This is a genomic window from uncultured Actinomyces sp., assembly GCF_963526355.1.
In the GTDB taxonomy this organism is placed as follows: domain Bacteria; phylum Actinomycetota; class Actinomycetes; order Actinomycetales; family Actinomycetaceae; genus Actinomyces.
The window spans coordinates 1-20587 of the sequence record NZ_CAUROW010000016.1 but is presented as its reverse complement, the minus strand read 5'-3'; the positions used below and the strand labels follow the sequence as shown (position 1 = coordinate 20587).

Annotated in this window: 18 protein-coding genes; 13 read left to right on the top strand and 5 right to left on the bottom strand. The window is 67.4% G+C overall.

Annotation, left to right across the window (positions count from 1 at the left end; all coding sequences use genetic code 11):
• The first annotated feature begins 636 nt into the window (after nucleotides 1-636).
• The 7 genes from RWR81_RS05575 (at nucleotide 637) to RWR81_RS05545 (ending at nucleotide 9667) form a co-directional block, all read left to right on the top strand.
• The gene (locus tag RWR81_RS05575) at nucleotides 637-1461 is read left to right on the top strand and encodes a class I SAM-dependent methyltransferase (RefSeq protein ID WP_314455655.1); all 825 of its coding nucleotides are present in this window, start codon (nucleotides 637-639) and stop codon (nucleotides 1459-1461) included.
• Between the two features lie 54 nt (nucleotides 1462-1515).
• Nucleotides 1516-1965, top strand: a complete 450-nt coding sequence (locus tag RWR81_RS05570; RefSeq protein WP_314455652.1) for an RpiB/LacA/LacB family sugar-phosphate isomerase — start codon at nucleotides 1516-1518, stop codon at nucleotides 1963-1965.
• Between the two features lie 382 nt (nucleotides 1966-2347).
• Complete coding sequence (locus RWR81_RS05565) at nucleotides 2348-3064, top strand: helix-turn-helix domain-containing protein (RefSeq protein WP_314455649.1); 717 nt, start codon at nucleotides 2348-2350, stop codon at nucleotides 3062-3064.
• 79 nt (nucleotides 3065-3143) lie between these two features.
• Nucleotides 3144-4835: an MDR family MFS transporter gene (locus RWR81_RS05560; protein WP_314455647.1), complete on the top strand. Its 1692-nt coding sequence runs from the start codon at nucleotides 3144-3146 to the stop codon at nucleotides 4833-4835.
• A gap of 166 nt (nucleotides 4836-5001) precedes the next feature.
• Complete coding sequence (locus RWR81_RS05555; RefSeq protein WP_314455643.1) at nucleotides 5002-6519, top strand: glutamine synthetase family protein; 1518 nt, start codon at nucleotides 5002-5004, stop codon at nucleotides 6517-6519.
• 40 nt (nucleotides 6520-6559) lie between these two features.
• A complete protein-coding gene (locus tag RWR81_RS05550; protein ID WP_314455633.1) occupies nucleotides 6560-7075 on the top strand; it encodes an isoprenylcysteine carboxylmethyltransferase family protein in 516 nt (171 codons plus the stop codon).
• Between the two features lie 1233 nt (nucleotides 7076-8308).
• Complete coding sequence (locus RWR81_RS05545) at nucleotides 8309-9667, top strand: PAS domain-containing protein (protein ID WP_314455630.1); 1359 nt, start codon at nucleotides 8309-8311, stop codon at nucleotides 9665-9667.
• Nucleotides 9668-9711: 44 nt separating this feature from the next.
• Here the strand turns inward: RWR81_RS05545 and RWR81_RS05540 are convergent, their stop codons facing one another.
• On the bottom strand, nucleotides 9712-10968 hold the full coding sequence (locus RWR81_RS05540; protein ID WP_314455713.1) for a M48 family metalloprotease: 1257 nt from the start codon (nucleotides 10966-10968) through the stop codon (nucleotides 9712-9714).
• Between the two features lie 356 nt (nucleotides 10969-11324).
• Between RWR81_RS05540 and RWR81_RS05535 the strand changes: the two genes are divergently transcribed.
• Complete coding sequence (locus RWR81_RS05535; protein WP_314455711.1) at nucleotides 11325-12044, top strand: peptidyl-tRNA hydrolase; 720 nt, start codon at nucleotides 11325-11327, stop codon at nucleotides 12042-12044.
• 298 nt (nucleotides 12045-12342) lie between these two features.
• Here RWR81_RS05535 and RWR81_RS05530 read toward each other — a convergent pair whose 3' ends face one another.
• Together RWR81_RS05530 and RWR81_RS05525 are read right to left on the bottom strand one after the other, a co-directional pair.
• Nucleotides 12343-12909 carry a GtrA family protein gene (locus RWR81_RS05530; protein WP_314455627.1) on the bottom strand — a complete coding sequence of 189 codons (567 nt, stop codon included), beginning with the start codon at nucleotides 12907-12909 and terminating at the stop codon, nucleotides 12343-12345.
• 94 nt (nucleotides 12910-13003) lie between these two features.
• On the bottom strand, nucleotides 13004-13657 hold the full coding sequence (locus tag RWR81_RS05525) for an HAD-IA family hydrolase (protein ID WP_314455625.1): 654 nt from the start codon (nucleotides 13655-13657) through the stop codon (nucleotides 13004-13006).
• A gap of 82 nt (nucleotides 13658-13739) precedes the next feature.
• On the opposite strand from RWR81_RS05525, the gene RWR81_RS05520 reads away from it, so the two are divergent.
• Nucleotides 13740-15116, top strand: a complete 1377-nt coding sequence (locus tag RWR81_RS05520; RefSeq protein WP_314455622.1) for a M18 family aminopeptidase — start codon at nucleotides 13740-13742, stop codon at nucleotides 15114-15116.
• 2 nt (nucleotides 15117-15118) lie between these two features.
• Complete coding sequence (locus tag RWR81_RS05515) at nucleotides 15119-15577, top strand: YchJ family metal-binding protein (RefSeq protein WP_314455620.1); 459 nt, start codon at nucleotides 15119-15121, stop codon at nucleotides 15575-15577.
• Nucleotides 15578-15631: 54 nt separating this feature from the next.
• On the opposite strand, the gene RWR81_RS05510 is transcribed toward RWR81_RS05515, so the two are convergent.
• Entirely contained in the window at nucleotides 15632-16738 is a 1107-nt protein-coding gene (locus tag RWR81_RS05510; protein ID WP_314455618.1) for an NADH:flavin oxidoreductase/NADH oxidase, read from the bottom strand.
• Nucleotides 16739-16826: 88 nt separating this feature from the next.
• Between RWR81_RS05510 and RWR81_RS05505 the strand changes: the two genes are divergently transcribed.
• Complete coding sequence (locus RWR81_RS05505) at nucleotides 16827-17792, top strand: patatin family protein (protein ID WP_314455615.1); 966 nt, start codon at nucleotides 16827-16829, stop codon at nucleotides 17790-17792.
• A gap of 2 nt (nucleotides 17793-17794) precedes the next feature.
• On the opposite strand, the gene RWR81_RS05500 is transcribed toward RWR81_RS05505, so the two are convergent.
• Complete coding sequence (locus RWR81_RS05500; RefSeq protein WP_314455613.1) at nucleotides 17795-18373, bottom strand: NUDIX domain-containing protein; 579 nt, start codon at nucleotides 18371-18373, stop codon at nucleotides 17795-17797.
• A gap of 376 nt (nucleotides 18374-18749) precedes the next feature.
• Here RWR81_RS05500 and RWR81_RS05495 point away from each other — a divergent pair, with 376 nt between their 5' ends.
• Both RWR81_RS05495 and RWR81_RS05490 read left to right on the top strand, forming a co-directional pair.
• The gene (locus RWR81_RS05495; protein WP_314455611.1) at nucleotides 18750-19769 is read left to right on the top strand and encodes a lysophospholipase; all 1020 of its coding nucleotides are present in this window, start codon (nucleotides 18750-18752) and stop codon (nucleotides 19767-19769) included.
• A 140-nt stretch (nucleotides 19770-19909) separates the two neighbouring features.
• Nucleotides 19910-20518 (top strand): biotin transporter BioY, encoded by a 609-nt coding sequence (locus RWR81_RS05490; protein ID WP_314455609.1) that lies wholly within the window; start codon nucleotides 19910-19912, stop codon nucleotides 20516-20518.
• Nucleotides 20519-20587 lie beyond the last annotated feature (69 nt).

The following is a 20587-nucleotide window of genomic DNA, read 5'->3' as shown; positions in this document are numbered from 1 at the left end:
GCGTTGCTGAGTTCCGGGATGGGGCGTTCTCGGTCCACGGTTCACCTGCATCCCGATCGGTCAGCCGGTCAGGGTCGATGGGGCGCGGCGACACCCGCACCCCCCTCCGGGCTCGCTGCCGGTGTCGTGGCCTGGTCCGTGCGGTCAGGCGGTAGCTGAATCCGTCCTTCAAGATAGGGGATGTGTCCTCCTTTGTCGGATCTGGACGGTGGTGGGAGTGGCATTGATATCGGTCGTCAGTGGACGGGCTGCCGAGATATCAGTGGTGGGGTAATGGCCGGCCAGGCGCTGGACCCGCTGCCGCACCGCCTAGCCCCGTGACTCGGATGTCCTTGAGTCAGCAACCTGGCCCCCAGCCGGTCCTGCCGCAGGCACGTCCCCGAACTCCAAGCCCACAGCCAGGTACGGTCCGGCAGTCCCCCACCACGAAGGTGTCCTTCCCTCGGAGTCCTCGGATCTCAGCGACTCGCATTACTCCAGGCGAAGCGACACCCCCGCCCCATCTTCAGAATCCCAACGTGGAAGCTCGAGGCTGGCTGCCCCTCGGCAGCTCCTTCCGAGCGAGGTCCACCATCACGATGAATGAATTTGATTTTCAATATCGACATTTGTGGTACTGCTTCCTAGAGTTGTCTCATGATCGATACGGGAGTTCAGGGGACGCTCTTCTTCCCACTGATGGGGCGGGCTCGAGCTGCGCGAAGTTGGCCGAGCTGCTTCCGGGACTCCTGGTCCGAGCGTTTGGTCTCGATGGTCTCCGCCGTCCGCCCTGGCATCGAGGACATGGATATGGGTGAGATGCCCGCCGTCATCTACGCCTTGCGCCACCTTGCCGCTGTGACGGAGATCCGGCGCTACCTGGACACCCGCCCCGAAGCCGCCGTCGTCGATCTCGGCTGCGGACTGGATCGTCTCGTTGACGAGGTCGATAACGGTCGGGCACTGATCTACAACCTGGACTTCCCCGACGTTCTCGAGTTCCGACGCACCTGGGTCGAACCCCATGAGCGAGAGTGGGACCTTCCCTTCTCCTTCACCGATCACCGCTGGATGGATGAGGTCGACGCCAGTGGCGGACTGATTGCCGTGGCCTCCGGGGTCTTCTACTTCCTGGAGAGCGGCTCGGTTCAGAATCTTGTCGACGCGATGGCCCGTCGTTTCCCCGGTGGCCGCCTCGTCTACGACGCCGAGTCTCCGGAGATGGTCGCGATGAGCGAGCAGGCCGTGCGGGATCGAGGAATCGATGCGGCCCCCATGCCCTTCCGGGTCTCCGACCCCTGCGCCGCACACACCTGGAGTTCCCGCGTCTCCCAGATCAGGGTGAACTTCGACCTGTCCTCCTACGCCACCGATCCCTCGGCCCTTCCTGCACAGGTACTCGATGGCTTCGCCCAGATGAGGGAGAGCCGGGCTCTCTATGAGGTCATCGCCGATTTTGCTGTCGCAGGGGAGCCTCGCTGACACGGTGATCGAGGTGTGCTCGCCTTCTGAGATGAGGCCTGAGAGACTGAGGGCATGCGAATTGCCATCGGTGCTCCAGGCAATGGAGCCCTCCTGAAGGAGGCCATCGAAGAGCGGTTGGCTGACGATGAGCGAGTCGGTCATGTCGTCGACCTGTCCGCGCCGGGCATCACCTACCCGGAGGTCTCCTTCCGGGTTGCCGGAGCGGTCGCCGAGGGGCGGGTCGACCGCGGTGTTCTCATCTGCGGCACTGGTGTGGGAACCGCCATCGCCGCCAACAAGGTCCCGGGAGTGCGTGCGGCGACCGCGCACGACCTGCTCACTGTGCGCGGCTCGGTGGAGAACTACGACGCCCAGATCCTGTGCATGGGGCAGAACGTCATCGCGGCCCCCGCCGCCTGGGCGCTCATCGACATCTGGCTCGACCTGCGCCACGATCCCACTAGCAGCTACGGCCCCAAGGTTGATGAGATCGCCGCCTACGAGGTGCGCCTTCACGCCTGAAGGCGGCCCCGTCGAGCGGACAGGCGCTCGTGGCGCTATTCGCAGCCTCTACGTGCGCGACCCCGATCGGAATCTCGTCGAGATCGCTGTCTACGAGAGAGCCTGAGATCTGCGCGGGGGCCGGAAGAGGCATTCCGTGTCCAAATCTGCCGCAAAGGAGCCTGTGGTCCGATTGAGCCGCCGACCAAACCGCGGAATCATGCGGTTTCTTTCTGCGTGTCCAAGTTGGAGAGGAGCCTTTGCGGCAGATTTGGACATCGCTCAGCACATCTTGGCCAGGATTGCTGTGCATGGGGCCTCGATGCCCGGTTCGCGACCCTCGTGAGGAACCTCGCGCTACTCTGCATTGAGTGCAATACTGCACTGAGTGCAAGATAGCTGTGTGACCGGACCCGACCTGCGCGCCACCCATGCGCAACGCACCCGCGCCGCCATTCGCGCTGCTGCGCTCACCCTGACAAGGGAGCGCGGCTACGCCGCTATGACGGTCGACGACGTCGCCGCCCTCGCCGGCGTCTCCCGGCGCACCGTCTTCAATCACTTCTCCTCCAAAGCCGACCTCCTCGTCCTCGGCCCCGAAGCTCCCGAGCCGCAGGCCCTCGAAGCCTTCGTCAACGGCACCGGAACCCTCCTGGAGGACCTGGGGGCCCTGCTCGCCTCCGGTGCTGAGGCCGTCGAGTCCGAGCGCGGCTGGCTCCTGTCATTCCCTGAGATCGTGCGGGACAACCCCGAGGTCGAGCGCGCCATCCACGAGCGCCTGCGTACCGTCGCCCTGTCCTTGATCGATGCCGCCGGCCGCCGGCTGGGAACCACTCCCGACGACCCGCGCACCCGCGCCGTCGTCGCCCTGGCCATGGGCATCCAGCGCAGCTCCGTGGACCTGTGGTCCGGGCGTACCCACCCCTGGGAGCAGGACGGCCCGGAGCCCTCCGCCGATGCCGAGGTCCCCACTGTGCGGAACGAGTGCCCCGAGGTCCGGCTGGCCGACGCCATTCATGTCATGACCAGGGCCATCGTCGACGTCGTCGTTCAACCACGGTCCGCTGAAGCAGTCTCCTGCGCTTCCGCCGGTCTGACGCCGTCGCACTCACCGGACTAGCTGCGCACTCGGCTCTCTCAGCCTCCTCACTGTTCACCGTTCGTTTTACCCGCCTACCTCAACCGTAAAGGTCGTATCCGTGACTCAAAGCGACTCGACGCCGGACCCCGCCGGCACCGCCCTTCACGAACCAGGGGCCGACTTCCACCCAGACCGCCGCTTCTGGGCGATCTACGCCTCCCTCCTGGTCGTCATGTTCCTGTCCGCCATGGACCAGACGATCGTCGGCACCGCCCTGCCCACAATCGTGGGCGACCTCGGGGGCGCCGCTCATATGGCCTGGATCCTGACCGCCTACACCCTGGCCCTCACCGTGGCCATGCCGATCTATGGCAAGCTTGGCGATCTCGTGGGCCGCAAGAACCTCTTCCTGGTGGCCATTGCCCTGTTCCTGATCGGCTCGGCCCTATGCGGAACCGCTACGACGATGACCCAGCTCATCATCTACCGCTTCATCCAGGGACTCGGCGGCGGTGGCCTCATGATCTCCTCCCAGGCGATCACCGGTGACCTTATCCCGCCGCGCGTGCGCGGGACCTATATGGCCCCCATGGGAGCCATGTTCGGCATCGCCTCCATCCTGGGGCCCATCATCGGTGGATGGCTCACCGACTCGGTCTCCTGGCGCTGGGCCTTCTGGATCAACCTGCCGCTGGGTATCCTCGCCTTCATCGCCGTTGCCCTGGCACTGCGCCTGCCCAGCAGCCGCCTGACTAGCCCCATTGACTGGTGGGGGCTGGCCCTCATGAACGCCGGCGCTGTCGCCATAGTCCTCATGGCCACCTGGGGCGGCAACCAGTACGAGTGGACCAGCCCGGTCATCATCGGCCTGGGTGTCGCCGGCCTGGCCTGCTGGGGACTGTTCGCCTTCGCCGAGACCCGTGCCGTCGACCCCATCCTGCCCTGGTCGATCCTCACCAGCCGCACCTTCGTCGTCTCCACGGTCGTCGGCATGCTCGCCATGGGCGGCATGATCGGTGTCCTGAGCTACCTGCCCACCTATCTCCAGATGGTCTACGGGTACTCGGCCACCACCTCCGGCCTTCTGCTGGTGCCCATCACGATCGGGATGCTCGTGTCCTCGATCCTCTCCGGCGTCCTCGTCTCACGTACGAACCGCTACCGGATCTACCCGGTCCTCGGTCCACTCATGGCGGCCGGCGCCTCCTTCTGGCTCTCCCGTCTGACGACGTCGTCCCCCGTCTGGCAGGTCTCAGCAGCCACCTTCATCATGGGGGCGGGCATTGGGTTGTTCTTCCAGCTCCTGGTCACCGTGGTGCAGAACGCCATCGAGGCCAGGCACCTGGGCGCGGCTACCAGCGGCAACAACTTCTTCCGCGAGGTCGGTGTCTCCCTGGGCGCCTCGCTCATCGGCGCGGCCTTCTCCTCCAGCCTCACCTCCAACCTCGCCGAGCGGATCGGGGAACTGGCCCGTAGTGCCGACCCCGCCGTGCTGGCCTCGCTCGCCCAGTTCCGTGAGGCGGACACCTCCTCCCTGACTCCGGCTCTGGTGGGCAAGCTGCCCGGCGCCCTGCATGATGCCGTCGTGAACTCCTACGCCGACTCCCTCCTGCCGATCTTCGCCTGGATGATTCCCCTGTTCGTGGCCACCTCCGTCATCGCGCTCTTCCTGCCCGAGGTCCCCTTGTCCCAGAAGACCGGTATGGAACAGATCGCCGAGGCTGAGGCCAGTGAGTTGACGGAGCGGGAGCAGGAGCCGGCAGAGGATCCGGTGGAGGTGGAGCAGGACTCAGTGGCCGACGCAGGATGATGAGGCTGTAGATGGGGCGGTGTTTCCCCGGTTTTTGCAGGGGTTGGAGTCGACTGGCCCTTCCTGACAGAATCGGTGCCGCCCCGCGGCCGGCCCGACGACGTCGTCACATCCAGGCCAGCAGCGGCACCGCGACTCCGTCCGCCCTTCCTCAGAGGAGCTGTCCATGCCGTCCTCCGATTCGTCCACCGCACTATCCACTGACGCTGTCACACTCAACCCGAACCCGCTGGTGCAGGCTCTGGGTAAGCAGGCCGAGGAGTTCACACGCGCCGACATCATCCGCTTCGTCATCGAGCAGGGCGTCGAGATGCTGAACCTGCGTTACGTCGGCGGCGACGGTCGGCTCAAGGAGCTGAACTTCGCGATCCAGTCCGCCGCCCACCTGGACCGGATCCTCACGATGGGGGAGCGGGTCGATGGATCCTCCCTGTTCGACGTTGTCGAGGCCACCAGCTCCGACCTCTACGTGGTCCCGCAGCTGCGCACCGCCTACCTCAATCCCTTCACCGAGCGGCCCACCCTCGACATCATGTGCGGCTTCTACGACGTCGAGGGCAATCCGCTGGCCAGCGCCCCACAGCAGATCCTGCGTCGAGCTCAGGCGGCGCTCGAGGCTGAGACCGGCTGCCGTCTTGAGGCGCTCGGCGAGCTCGAGTACTACCTGTTCTCCGAGGTCGACGATCTCTTCGGTGTTGAGGAGCAGCGCGGCTACCACGAGGCGGCTCCGTTCTCGAAATGGTCCCAGGTGCGCGCCGAGGCACTCGGCCACCTGGTGCGTATGGGGTGCTCGGTCAAGTACGCACACGCCGAGGTCGGCAACTTCGTGGCCGACGGGCGTCAGATCGTTCAGCAGGAGATCGAGTTCCTGCCCACCGATGTCTCCCGCGCCGCTGACCAGATGGTCCTGGCCAAGTGGGTGGTGCGCGAGGTCGCACATGCTCACGGCATCGAGGTCTCCTTCTCCCCGAAGATCGCTGTTGGCCAGGCCGGTTCCGGCATGCATTTCCACACTCGCCTCATGAAGGACGGCGCCAACCAGTTCTCCGACGGCACGACTCTGACGGACGCCGCCCGCCGCGTCATCGGCGGCTATCTGTCCCATGCGGCCTCGCTCACTGCTTTCGGCAACACCGTGCCCGTTTCCTTCCTGCGGCTCGTGCCTCATCAGGAGGCGCCCACGGCGATCTGCTGGGGAGACCGCAACCGCTCGGTGCTGGTGCGGGTGCCGCTGGGGTGGCAGAACCTCGACGACCGCATGTTCCGGGACGCCAACCCCGACGCTGCCCCCGTGGGCGATCTGCCGGACGACTCCCAGACCGTGGAGCTGCGCTCCCCGGACGGCAGCGCCGCCATCCACCTGCTGTTGGCCGGGATCACCGTTGCGGCGAGGCTCGGCCTGACCGAGCCCGGCATGCTGGAGCACGCCGATGAGCGCTACGTCAGTGGGGACGCCTCCAAGGTCGAGGGACTCGACCAGCTGCCGGTCTCCTGCGCCCAGGCGGCCGAGCGTCTGCTCGCCCAACGCGAGGACTACGAGGCCCTCGGGGTCTTTCCGCCCGCACTCATCGACTCCTGGGCGGCCGGGCTCGTGGCTCTGGGAGACGCCGACTTGCGTGAGGAGATCGCCGACGCCCGCATCCAGGTCGAGGACCTGGTGGCCCATTACTTCCACATCGGTTGAGCCCGGCTCTCCGTCGGGCCGTAGAGGGTGAGAGGAGATCATGGTGATGGGACAGGGGATCAGACGACCGCCACCGGCGGTGCTGCTGGCTGCGGCCGGGCTGGCGCAGAGCGCCATGACCCGCGGCCGGAGAGTGACGCCGTCGTCGATGAAGATGGCTGCTCCCGTACTCGGGATCTCCATATGTGCGCTCGCCGGGAGCGCGGGGACTTTTCTCCGACATCGCACAACGGTTGATCCAGTGAGGGTTGAGCGCGCGCAGCACCTTGTTGTGGACGGTCCTAATCGGCTGACGCGCAATCCTATGTACCTGGGGTTGGCCGGAGCACTGCTCGCGCACGCGATCGCGCGCAGGAGCCCGTCCGCGGTGATCCCGCTGATCGGCTTCGTCTGGCTGATCGATCGCTACCAGATCCCTGCCGAGGAGGAGGCTCTGGAGACGAGGTTCGGACAGACCTATCTGGACTACAAAAGGGCCGTTCCTCGATGGCTGGGCGTTCATGGCTCGTCACCGGGCGATCTCAAACACGAGCCGAGGACGCGCCGTGACGCGTGACGTCTGAGGCGGGGTGATGCGGTTAGCGCAACCGGCATGGATTGATCTGACCAATCTCGTAGTTGAAGGTTGCCTGAAGGCGTTCCGGTTCCCCTGATGGCGATCCTGGGACTCGTCGTCACCTCTCGGATCCCTCGGGTCGCCGCCCGCTCCGATGCCGCCGCCCGGTTCATTCCACTTCTTGGGGCCTCTGCCCTCAGCATGTCGGTGGCGGGTGATGTTGTTGGCTACCTGGCTTACCAGAGGGGTAAGGGGTGGGGCGTCTTGCTGTCGCCTTTTCTGAGTCCATCCGTAATTCCCTGGTGGTTCACACGTCAGTTCCGATCCCACCTAGTTCCGATGAGAAAACGGCGATAGTTGTGGTCAATCAGATGTTTCTGACACTTATTTTCATGGTAATTTATCATTACTTGTTGCCTCGTCTGATCCGTGACTGGGAGGCCTCGATGTGCCGATGTGGGAAGCTCGGTTTCTCGCGTAGTGGCTGGTGAGTGTGCGAGGGGTGGTCTTCGATGTCAGGAGCGAGCCGATTCTCTCGTGAACGCTGATGGCTCCAACGTGGCAGGAATCGGCTCGTCTCTGGATTTCCGTACTCCGGGGGTGTTCAGTCCTTGGCGGAGGTGGTCTGCGTCGGGCTGTCCGACACTCCGGGTGTCCTTGAGGGTTCGGTTGTCGAGCGTCGGGTTCCCGGTGCTCGCAGTCGGCTCGGTCTGGCGGAGGGTACCGTCTCACGGCGTTGATGCTGTGAGTTCAATTTGATAAGTCTGAAAAATTTCTGAGTACATGCTTGGTGTTTTATTCCTGTTTTAATGGGGGAATTTGTTCGATTTCTGTCGGTGTGTGCTAGGAGATGTCTCTGCCAATGTCCACAGGGTTGTTGGTGATAATTCTCGCTCCCGGGTCACTCTGTCTCTGTTGCTCGCTGTCGATACGCTTTCGAATGGGTGTCATGTTGCTGAAGGGGAGTTGGTTGGGTTCAGTTGGTGGGCTGTCGGAAGGTCGTTGCAGTGGCCCTGAAATGCCTTCCAGTAAAAGGGTGAAAAATGTGTGTCTCGTGCTGCGTGTCAAGCCGGCTGTGTGATCGGTCAATTGTGGTGAATTGTCATGCCTCGTTTCGGGTCGGGGTGTATTGTTCAGCCGTCCAACCGGAAATCAATGGGCGGAAGACGGGAAACAACCGTCTTGCCGCTTCGGATACCGTCATGCCCTGATCTCTCCAAGGAGCACTCGACTATGCCACAGGTCACCGGAGCCACCCACGAGGTGGGAGTGGACCAGCTCTTCTTCTCAACCACTGACGCGCGCGGCGTCATCCGCCACTCGAACAACGTGTTCATCGAACTCTCCCGCTACCAGCGCGATGAGCTCTCAGGTGCCCCACACAACATCATCCGGCACCCGGAGATGCCCGGCGGTGCTTTCAAGGCCATGTGGGACACCCTCAAGACCGGCAGTCCCTTCGCTGCCTACGTGCGCAACCTCGCCGCCGATGGCAGCGAGTACGACGTCTTCGCCACCGTCACTCCGCTGTCCGACGGCGGCTACCTCTCGGTGCGCACCCGGCCGGTGTGCACCAACCTGTTCGACATCGCTTGCGCCATCTACCGTGAAGCCCGCACCGTCGAGGATCGGGCCATCGCCGCCGGAGCCAACCGTCGGACGGCGGCCGAGCAGGGGCTCGGCCGTATTGCCGAGCTACTGGCTGGGGCGGGCCTGTCGTCTTACGAGGAGTTCCAGAACGCCGCCCTGCCGGCGGAGGTGGCGCGTCGTGAGAAGCTCTCCGACGGTATTCCGGTGCGCCCCGGAGCCACCGGGAACCTGCGCGTCATGCTCGACTCGGTCACCACCATCGCCGACGGACTCGGCTCCTGGATGGCCGGTCAGCAGCAGCTCGCCGAGTTGTCGGCCTCGCTCAAGACGGCCGGCAGGGGCCTGACCCAGACCCTGGAGGACCCGCGCCTGAGTCCCGAGCGAATTGCCGCCCTGGACCGCTCCGACCCCAGGGTCAAGCCCCTGGCGGACCTGTTGGACCTGTGGACCCAGATGCAGGGGCTGGTCAACCCGCTGGTCGCCCGGCTTGTCGACACCCTGGCCCAGCTCGACACCAACGGCGCTCGGACCCGTTTCCGCATCGCCCTGGCCCGCTTGCACGCCACCATTGTCTCGCTGTTCACCGTCGAACTCATCGACGGAGTCGGCGACCCTCAGCAGTCGATCGAGGCCATTCCTGATCTCCTCGAGTCCCTCATCGACGGCGTGACCGAGATGGAGCGCCAGGCTCAGGCTCACAGCGCACTCGCAGACCAGGCAGTCGCCTACATCGGCGAGGCCAGCCGCATGATGACGATTCCCAACCAGCTCCTCATGCTGTGGACCGGTTCCCCGGCCTCTACCGACCCTGCCCTGCCCGCTGCGGCCGCTGAGCTGTCCGCCGCCGCATCCGGCGTGGTCGAGTCCGTCGGCCAGCGTCTGGCCGAGCTCGACAAGCTCGCCGCCCGCTGCCAGGCCATCAATGTCGCTGATGGCGCCGCTGATCTGCGGGGTGCCTTGGACTCCTTCGCGACGGCGGCCAGTGCCGTCGCCCCGAGCTGACTTTCGTCGGCTCGAAGCGATGGGCTGTCAGGGCAGCACAGGATTCACTGACCCTCGTCCCACGTCCGCGGTGTCTGGGCCGGCTCATCGGCGGACGTGCTCGCCAGTGAGCCGTTAGTGCCCGTAGTGACTGTTTCCGGCAGCCGGGGGCCGTGAGCCGTGGGGGTCGGTGCCTCTGGCGCGGCCGGTACCGGTTGCCCACTCGGCGGCATCGGGGTGGTCTGAGCCGGAACTGGGGAGGCCCAGCGCAACTCGTTGCAGGGAGTCTGGTAGCTCACGCCCGGGTAGCGGCCGAACTGCTCCTCGCTGGGCACACTCATGGTGGTGGAGTTCAGCACCGAGAGCATCTGCTGCGGCGTCGGCCAGGAGTCGGACCATCCGCTGCCGCTGGGGGCCGGGGGCGGGAACCAGGCGGTCGACTCCGGCGGGCGGATCATGATCCGCCCCGGGCGGCTGCGGTCGCGCAGGGCGTGGGCTCTCCAGGTGTTGATCGGGTGGGTGGAGAGCCAATTGCTCATGTGGAGCCAGAACCCCTTCTCACGCGTGGCACGGTCGGCCAGCGCATGGGTGTTGACCTCGGCTCCCAGGTACTTGCCTCCGGAGAGAACCCCCATGGCCCCGGGCACGCCGTCAGGTGCGTGGGCGTAGCCGTGGTTGTCCGCCGTGTACTCCTGAGCTCGTGAGAACGCCTGCCCCAGGAGGGGGACATAGCTGACCAGCTGGGAGAAGATGAGACGGAAGTAGGACACGTGACCGGCCGCGAGGTGACCGACCTCGTGTCCGATGATGAAGCGCAGCGCCTCAGGGTCGCGGGCTTTTCCGCCGATCTCGAACAGGTCGGAGTAGACGGCCACGAAGCGCCGGAAGCCGTGGCCGGAGGCGAAGGCGTTGATCTGCCCGTTGCCCAGCACCACGTAGGCGTCGGGGACTCGCCGCAGGCCGAACTCCTGGGCCGCCTCGACGACCATCCTGTATCCCTCGGGGAACTGGGTGGGAGACATCTGCACCGAGCTCGCCCGCAGCCGGGCGTACATGATGGCGCGCACGATCCACACGATGAGTGGGACAAGGGGGATGACCAACAACACTTGAGAAAAGGTGCCGCCGTCCAGGAAGAGGCGACGGACCTCGGCCTCCATGCCGGTGGCCTCAGAGGAGGAGGCCAGCCAACTGATGATGATGAACCAGGCGCCGTAACCCATCAGAGTGGTGAGGACCGCGACGACGAGCAACGGGATCTCCGCGGGGTGGCGCAGCCGGTGGGTTCCGGTGATGCCGTGAACGGTTGCGCCGTTGAACATCCGTGGGCGAGAGGGAGGCACGGCTGAGAGCGCCGGGCCTGCAGAATCGGGGACGGCGGACGGAAGAGGTGGTTCCATGGTGGAAACTTAAGCGACCTGTGCTGGGATTCCTCTCCTGCCGCAGGAGGACTTTCTCACGTCACCCATCGGCGTTTTGGTGGGAAATAGTCCTGGTCGATCGTCTCCGTGGGCCGGATAGTCCGCCAGGAGGCGGAGCGCAGACGTGGCCCTGACTGCGTCGATAACGACCCAGTAGGCTTCTGCCCGTGCCGCACTCCTCGCCTTCTCAACCACCGTCTTCCCCGTCGCCGGCGCCATCCCCGTCCGGGCACCTCGACCACGCGGTCCCCTGGGGTATGCAGATCGCCGTGCGCTACGACAAGGTTCACCCACCCCGGCGCATCGACGTCGCCGAGGCCGCTGCCCGCGCCGTCGTCGCCCTCCTGGCCGCGCCCGCCTCCGCCCCTGGTGGGCCCTGGAACCCGGCCGTGGACCACTGGCGCGATGGGCGCATCCGTAAGCTTGTGCGTCGTGCTCGTGGTAAGCGCTGGGAGGAGATTCAGGACATCGACGGCGTCACCGTCACCCAGGACGGCCCGGCGGGCTGGGGGCGGGCAGCGGTGCGCGCCTTCGTGCCCGGCCCGGTGCGCCCCCTGCCCGGGGCCCTGGCCAAGACCCAGGTGGAGGGCACTCACTTCCCGGACGGCAGTGAGCTGCCCCCTCCGCCGGCCGCGATCACCGCGCGCGTCGCGAAGGACCCGGCCGCGGCTGAGGAGATCGTGCTCGGGTCGGCGTCGGTCTCCGCCGGGGCACTCGTGACGATCGAGGTCACGCCTCTGCACGAGATGACTTCGGGCAAACTCGCCGCCCAGTGCGGCCACGCTGTCCAGCTGGCCTGGGAGAGCGCGGCGATGGAGCCCGCCTTCCGGCAGGCCTGGGCCGATGATGGCTTCCGGGTACGCGTCGTCGTACCCAGCCGTGAACAGTGGGAGACCACCGCCCGGCCCGTCCACGTCATCGACGCCGGCTTCACCGAGCTCGATGGTCCCACCGAGACCACCCGCGCCTACTGGTGAGGGTGCGGCGTCTCAGTATCGCTTCTGCTTAGTTTTTTTGCGTCGGTAGGTGACGCCGAGGCGGTTCGTGACATGGGAGCCCCTGCGGCGGTGCAGGGCGGCTGAGCGTGTGCACCGGAACATGCTTTTGCCTCGGGAACGTACTTGTCCCGCACAAGGTGACGGTCGGATCCCAGTCGTCTGTGGGAGAACGCAGTCCTCGAGGGAAGAGTACGTTCCCGATCGGGGGCAGTGCTATGTGAGCAGGGGCTTGATCTCAAAGCGTCCACTACTCCGCCGTCTCAGTCTGCTCAGGTACCTACTGCTGCTGACTCTGGGGCTCCGGCACCCCGCGGAACACCCACAGCCGGATGAACACGTAGAGGTAGATCCCCTCGCAGCAGGCCGAGATGATGCGCGCCAGCTCGGCGTTGACCCCGAACCAGTGCAGCAGCGAGGAAAGACCCAGGATGAAGATGACGTACTGGCTGACGATGCCGGCCATGTAGCCCGCGCCCTGTGCGACGACGTGCCCATGAGCCTGGAAGTTCAGCCAGCGATTGAGCAGGAAGGAGTAGACGGCCGCGATGGCGTAACCGACCGTGACCGCCACCGGATAGAACCAGTGAAAGTGGTTGTAGAACACCCACAGGCAGGTGATGTCCAGGAAGAAGGCCGAGCCGTTGATGATCGCGTAGCCGATGAAGGTCACCGGCAGCCGGCTGCGCACGAAGCCCGGAAGGACGGAGTGGATCGCCGTGATGAGGCGCAGGAAGATCTCGGGGGCGCGGCGGGCGTTGGAGGTGGGCGGTTGGGGGGAGTGCGCTGCAGGAGCGGTAGCGGTGGTGCTGTCGGGAACCTGGTCGTTCGCCGTCGTTCCTGCCATGAGTCGTCCTTCGCTGATTGCTGGTGTCAAGGTGAGTCTTCCCCGCAGGCGGCGGTCAGGCAAGTTCCTCAAGGAGGAATAGAGGACGGTCGGCTCATCCTTGCGACGGAGAGGCGGCCTGTGCCAGGGCCTGGATGACCTCGTGTCGCAGCAGCTCTCCGCCGGCATCGGCCGGGTGGTGGATGGTGCGCAAGCCCACCTCGCGGGCCGCGGCGATGTTGGTGGCGCTGTCGTCGACGAACAGGGCCTGGTTCGCCTCCACCCCGGCGAGCTCCAGCAGTCGGAGGAAGTAGGCGGCATCCGGCTTGGCCACCCCCAGCGTGCAGGAGTAACCGTCGATATCGCACAGGCCGTCGTAGCCCAGCTGCTCGCGCATCCAGGCCCGGCGCTCCCACTGCTGGTTGGTGGCCAGGACCGTTGTGTAACCCGCCTCGCGCAGGTCCCCCACCAACTCCCAGGCCACAGGGTCGGGCGTGGCCCGGTGCCACATCTCAAGCAGGTCCGATGCGCGCAACTCCAGCCCCAAGTCCTTCACCACCCGCTCCAGTAGCTCGGTCAGGGTCTCCCTGCCCGCCAGGGCGTCGGTCTCACCATCGATCATGGCTCGGGCGAAAGCGGGGCCGCCGCCGCGGATCAGCGCCTCGCCCCACGGGGTGCCGATGAGCTGAAGGACACCGTCGGCATCGAGCAGGACGGCGCGCACGGGAGTGGACGAGGCGGGCGGGATGACCAGGTGCGAGATGCTCATACCTCGATCCTGCACCACCCGTCCTCATATGCGTGTTAGGTGTCCTCCGGGCCATGAGGCGTGCCGGTGGAAGACTGGGGCCATGACTGATGCCGCCAGCACACCCGCCAGTGTCTCGCCCAGCCTCCGTTCCGGTGCCCTCGTCGACGACGCCGTCGCCGGCGAGATCCTGCGGGACGACGACGCCTACACCGACTCGCTCATCGACTTCGTCACCGCCTCGCCCAGCTCCTACCACGCCGCCGCCGAGGTCGCCCGGCGCCTGGAGGGGGTCGGCTTCGCCCGCGCCGACGAGACCGTCTCCTGGGAGGACGGCCTACCGCGCCGTGGCTACGTCATCCGTGACGGCGCCATCGCGGCCTGGGTGATGCCCGAGGCGCTGGAGCCGGGAGCGGGTCTTCGCGTCGTCGGCGCCCACACCGACTCCCCGGCCCTCAAGCTCAAGCCCGCCGCCGCCCTCGTCCGCTCCGGCTGGCAGCTCATCAACGCCGAGGTCTACGGCGGCCCGCTGCTCGCCTCCTTCCTCGACCGCGAGCTGGGCCTGGCTGGGCGCCTGACCACGCGCGACGGCGCCGTCCACCTCGTGCGCACCGGCCCCATCGCCCGCGTGGCCCAGATAGCCCCGCACCTGGACCGCAGCGTCAACGACACCCTCCACCTGGACCGCCAGACCCACCTGCTGCCCCTGTGGTCACTGGCTGGGCCCGACACCGCCCCCGACGCGGTTGAGACCCACCTGTGCGAGATCGCCGGCATCGACCCGGCTGAGCTCGCCGGCCACGACGTCCTCACCTACCCCACCCAGGCCCCCGCCCGCTTCGGCCGCGACGGTGAGTTCCTGGCCTCCTCCCGCCTGGACAACCTCTCCTCCGTCCACGCCGGACTCGCGGCCCTCGAGGCGCTCGCGGCCGCCGGGACCGAGCCCACCGAGCCCGTCATCCTGATCGCCTTCGACCACGAGGAGGTCGGCTCGGCCACCCGCTCCGGTGCGGGCGGCCCCTTCCTCGAGACCCTGCTGCGGCGCCTGGCCGCGGCCCTCGGGATCAGGGGCGACGCCGTCGAGGCCCTCCTGGCCCGCTCGACCTGCGTGAGCGCCGACGCCGGGCACTGCGTCCACCCCGCCCACGCCCACCTGCACGACCCGGCCGTCCAACCGCTCATCAACCACGGCCCCCTGCTCAAGATCAACGCCCAGCAGCGCTACGCCACCGACGCCGTGGGGGCCGCGATCTGGGCACGGGCCTGCGCCGCCGCCGGCGTACCCAGCCAGGACTTCGTCTCCAACAATGCCGTGCCCTGCGGCTCCACCATCGGCCCCATCACCGCCACCCGGCTCGGGATCACCACCGTCGACGTCGGGGTGCCCCTGCTGAGCATGCACTCGGCCCGCGAGATGAGTGGCGTCAAGGACGGCCCCTGGCTCGCCCGGGCCCTGCACGCCTACTGGCTGGGGGCCTGAGCATGGCGGGACGGCAGATGGGCCGCAGGACGGCCCAGTCGGACTCGTCGATCCGGGCCGCGGGCGTGCGCGGCACCGACCCCTGCCCCTGCGGCACGGGGCGCGCCTACGCCCAGTGCTGCGAGCCGCTCCACGACGGCGCCCCGGCACCCACCGCCGAGGCCCTCATGCGCTCGCGCTATGCGGCCTTCGTCGTCGGCGACGAGGACTACCTCTTCCGCACCTGGCACCCGCGCACCCGACCCGAGGGGCCCTACTGCCACCCCGGCACGCAGTGGACGGGCCTGACCATCCACGAGACCGTCGACGGCGGGGCGGACGACGAGACCGGCATCGTCGAGTTCACCGCCTTCTACCACAGTGGCGACGGGCGCGGGGGAGTGGTGGACGACGCCCTGCGCGAGCGCTCCCGCTTCACCCGCCGCGCCGGCCGCTGGCTCTACCTCGACGCCGTCGGATAGCGTCGGGGTCCGGGCTGCCGGGCTACGACGCCGGGCCCGGGCTCAGCGGCCTGTTCAGTGCCAGGTGCCGCGCCAGTACTGGATGGGCCAGGGGGCCTCGTCCCAGGAGCGCGCCCCCAGGTCCGCCGCCCAGCGCAGCGGCAGGTAGGGATCGCGCAGGGCGGCCCGGCCCACGGCGATCGCGTCAACCTGCCCGGTCAACAGCGCCTGCTCGGCCTGTGTCGCCTCCTCGATAAGGCCCACGCCCACCACCGGGACGCGGGTGCCGGCCACGGCCCGTCTGACCTGCTCGGCCAACGGCAGCTGGTAGCCGGGACCCACCGGGACCTGGGCGGGGACGTTACCGCCGCTGGAGATGTGCAGGACGTCGACGCCGGCCTTCACCAGCTCGCGGCTGAAGGCGGCGGTCTCCTCGCCGGTGACGCCACCGTCGGCCCAGTCCGAGGCCGACAGTCGGATATCCAGCACTGTGTCCGACCCGACGGCCTCGCGCACGGCCCGCACCACCTCAAGCGGGAAGCGCTGACAGTTCTCGGCGCTCCCGCCGTAGGAGTCAGTACGCTGGTTGGACAGGGGAGAGCGGAACTCGTGAATGAGGTAACCGTGGGCTCCGTGGATCTCGACGACGTCGTACCCGGCCTCGACGGCGCGCCGCGCGGCCGCCGCGAAGGCCTCCACCAGCCGGCCGATCCCCGCCTCGTCCAACTCGGAGGGAACCGCGTGCTCGGGAAAGGGGATCGCGCTGGGGGCCAGCAGCTCCCAGCCCTCCAGAGTCCCGGTGCGGGCACCGGTGATGTTGGGACGCCACGGGGCGGTCCCCGACTTGCGGCCGCCGTGCCCGATCTGGATACCGGCCACCGCCCCGCCGGCGTGGATCGCCTCCACCAGGCGGCGCTGGCCGGCGATCTGCTCATCGGACCACAGTCCCAGGTCATAGGGGGACAGGCGTCCCTCGGGAGTGACCGCCGTGGCCTCCACGATGATCGTGCCGAAGCCGCCCACCGCGCGGCTGGCGTAGTGGGTCACGTGCCAGTCGGTGACGACGCCGTCCTGCGCCTCGACCGTGTACATGCACATGGGCGGCAGCCACAGGCGGTTGCGGGCTGTCAGCCCGCGCATGGTCATCGGCTCAAGAATGCGCAGCGTGCTTGAAGTGCTCATGGCCTCACGCTACTCTCCCGACCGCCCGGCAGACATGGGGCGGGAATCACCCGTGCGATTGCACCATGAAACCCATAGGCTCCCGGGCGTGAGCTCGCGTCCCGTCCCCGTCTCCGGCCATGTTCAACGGCCCGTCCCCGTCACTGACCCCAGTCACCGACCCGCGCCCGTCACCCACGGCCCCGACGACGTCGCCCTCGTCTTCGAAAGCGGCGGCATGCGCGGGGCGTACACGGCCGGCCTCGTGCGCGTCATGCTGGAGGCCGGGCTCTCCTTCCCCTGGGGCGGCGGCATCTCTGCGGGCTGCACGAACACCTGCAACTTCGTCTCCCGGGACACCTGGCGCACCCGCGAGGCCTACCTGGGGCTGACCACCGACCCCAAGGCCGGCGGCTGGGGCAGCTTCGTGGCCGGCAAGGGCTACTTCAACTCCGAGCACATCTATCTGCACACTTCCGCGCCCGATGAGTCCCTCCCCTTCGACTGGGAGACCTTCGCCGCATCGCCCGTCACGGTGCGCCTGGGTGCCTTCCGCTGCGACACCGGCGAGGAGGTCTACTGGGGCCTGGAGGACATGCCCACCATGGGCGACCTGCTGGTGCGGGCGCGGGCGTCGTCGTCGATGCCGGTGCTCATGCCCATGGTCGAGGTCGACGGCGCCCCCTACGTGGACGGCGCCGTCGGACCCACCGGCGGGTTCGCCATCGACGCCGCCCGCGCCGACGGCTACGACAAGCTCCTCGTCGTCATGACCCGCCCCGAGGGCTACCGCAAACCGCCCATGCGACGCCACGAGATTGAAATCCTCCGGCGGCTCTACTCCCGCTACCCGGCTCTCGTCCAGGCCGTCATCGATCGCCCGGAGAACTACAATCGCACCGTCGACGAGCTCGAGGAGCTGAGCAGTCAAGGCCGTGCCTATCTCTTCCGGCCCGAGCGCATGCCCATCTCCAACGGCGAGCTGCGCTACGACCGCATCGTCTCCGCCTTCGAGGCCGGCCTGGCCCAGGCCCGCCGCGAGCTTCCCGCCATCGAGGCCTTCCTGGTGAGTTGAGCTCAGTGCGGCAGGGCGATGCTGTAGCGGGCGATGTCCTGGCCCTCATCGAAGCCGAAGGTGATGACCGGGGGCACTGACTTGCCGTCGTCGAGGGAACCGGCCAACAGATTCAGAACGTGGCGCTCGTGCGGCGGGACCGCCTCGGGCAGCTCGGTCAGTGAGAACCAGCGCAGACCCGCATTCTTAGCCGGCTCACGCACGGCGGGCGTGCCCTCCCAGGCGCGCAGCGTGAAGAACAGGTCGATGCGCTGTTCCAGGGCCGTACCGCCCAGGTCGTTGGTGCGGTGCATCGCCGTCAGTGGGGCCAGGTCCGCGGCCTCGGCTCGAATGCCCAGCTCCTCGTGGGTCTCGCGCAGGGCCGTCTCGATGACACTCTCGGCGGCCTCGACGTGTCCCGAGGCTCCGCAGGCCCAGTGCCCGTCCATGTACCCGGTGTTCCGCCGCAGCTGGAGGAGAACCTGCGTCCCAGTCCCCGTTGATCTGCTCGCAGTCCCCGTCCAGCCGGTGGCGACTTCGGGGGCGGGGCGTAGCAGGTAGACGTAGGCGGCGGGAACGAGGGCGAAGGAGTGGATGGCCATGCCGTCACCGTAGACCAGCTGCGAGACCGGCCGCAGTGGGGGAGTGGCTGGGGAGAGGCCGCTGGAACACCGAGGGGGAGAATTCATGAAACCATCAGGAAGTTAGACAATGCTTCGGTGCTGTCAGTCATCAATGGCCGTATGCGGAAACCTCGCGGTACCTCTTGACGTGGGGACGTTGTGACTCACTTCCGCGTTACCGCTGCCGGCTCGGCGTCGGGCAACTAGGCTTCTACCTGGGGCGATGGGAGACTGCGGGGTCAGTCGGTGCCCCGGCGCCATTGCCGATCGTCAGTCGTCGGCACGATCAATGATGACCGATGCCGACCTGCGCATGACCGACGTCCCTTGATGATGCCTGCCTGAGGAGGACCCGATGCAGACCAGCCTTACTCGGCTCACTGCCGACGACGGAACGCGCTTGGTGGTGCATATCTGGCTTCCCGAATGGCTCATCGATGGTTCCCTTCAGGTGGCGGATGCCCCCAGTGATGACGGTGCAGGGGGTCGGACCGTGGTCTCGCCTCGGTCTCGGAGGACGGGTGCCGCCCGCCCCCGCGGCATCATCCTCATCGCGCACGGCATGGCTGAGCATGCCTCGCGCTACGCCCGCTTCGCCGCCTCGGCGGTGGAGGAGGGGTATGCGGTCCTGGCTGAGGATCATCGTGGACACGGGGCCACCGCTGCCCCCGACGGCTTCGGATTCGTCGCAGAGCAGGGAGGCTGGGAGACGGTCGTGGCCGATATGAGCACTGTTCTGGATGCGGCCCGGCGTGCCTGGCCCGGCGTCCCCGTCTTCCTCCTGGGGCACTCCTGGGGCTCCTTCCTGGTTCGCGACCTGGCCGCGCGCCGCGGAGGAGAGCTGGCCGGTGTCGTCCTGCTGGGGACCGGTTCGGGGGTCGGTGCGTTGACCGGCCCCGCCAGCGCCGTCTGTGCCGGAGAGTCTCGGCTGCGCGGTCCGCGCCATCCCTCCCGGTTTCTCAACGCGCTCGCCTTCGGTCCCTACCAGCGCCACTTCGCCCCCAACCGTACCGAGGTCGACTGGATCAGCCGGGACACCAAGGAGGTGGACCGCTACGTCGCCGATCCCTGGTGCGGATTCGTGTGCTCCTCCAGCTTCTTCCACGACCTCGTGGCCGGGCAGGGCGCCGTCAACACGGCTTCCCACGCCGCGGCCATGCCCGCGGAACTGCCTATGCTCCTGGCCTCCGGTGACCGGGACCCGGTGGGTGCCATGGGACGTGGCGTCCACCGGGCCGCCACTCTCTACCGCCGAGCCGGTGTACGGGAGGTCTCCGTCGTCCTCTACCCGGGCGGGCGCCACGAGATCCTCAACGAGACCAACCGGGACCAGGTCACCGGTGACATCCTCACCTGGATCGACGCGCACCTATGACAACTGTGAAAACCACTGGTCCATCGCAGTCGTTGCGCCCGCAAGTCCCTCATTCTTTGTAGGTATCCTACAAATGGGAATGTGATGCTTCGGCGAGATCCGGTCGCTTGCGGCACTGCTGATGGCCGTAGGGTTGAGGCATGGTCACCAAATCCTCCACCCCGGCCGCCGGCTCCGCGGCCCGCTCAGAATCCGTTACCAGCGCCGCCAACCCCGCTCTTGTCCGCGTTCGTGAGGTCGGGCTGATCCTGGCCGGCACCGTCGCCCTGATCCTCATCGGTCAGATCGCGATCCCCCTGCCCTTCACCCCCGTGCCCATCTCCATGGGCACCTTCGCCGCCCTCGGTGTCGGCGCCGTCCTCGGCTCGCGCCGCGGCGCCATGTCCGCACTGCTGCTCGGCGCCCTGGCCGCCGTCGGTGCCCCGGTCCTGGCCGGCTGGAACGGTGGCGTGGGCGTCACCTTCGGCTACGTCATCGGATACGTCCTCATCGCCGCCATCGCCGGACGCGCCGCCACTGTGTGGTCGGGCCACTCCGGTTCGACGGTGAGCCGGGTAGCCACCGGCGTCGCCCTCATGCTGCTGGCCTCCGCCTCGGTGTACGTTCCCGGCCTCGTCTGGCTCAAGATCGCCACCGGCGCCAGCTGGGGCGCCACCCTGAGCCTGGGCCTGGTCCCCTTCATCATTGGCGACGTCCTCAAGTCCCTGGTCGCCACCGGTCTGCTGCCCACACGCGCCATGCTGAACTGACTCTCCGACTCCGGCTCGATACACCTATACAACCTGACCACCGACGTGCCCCGCCGAGTCTTCGCGCGG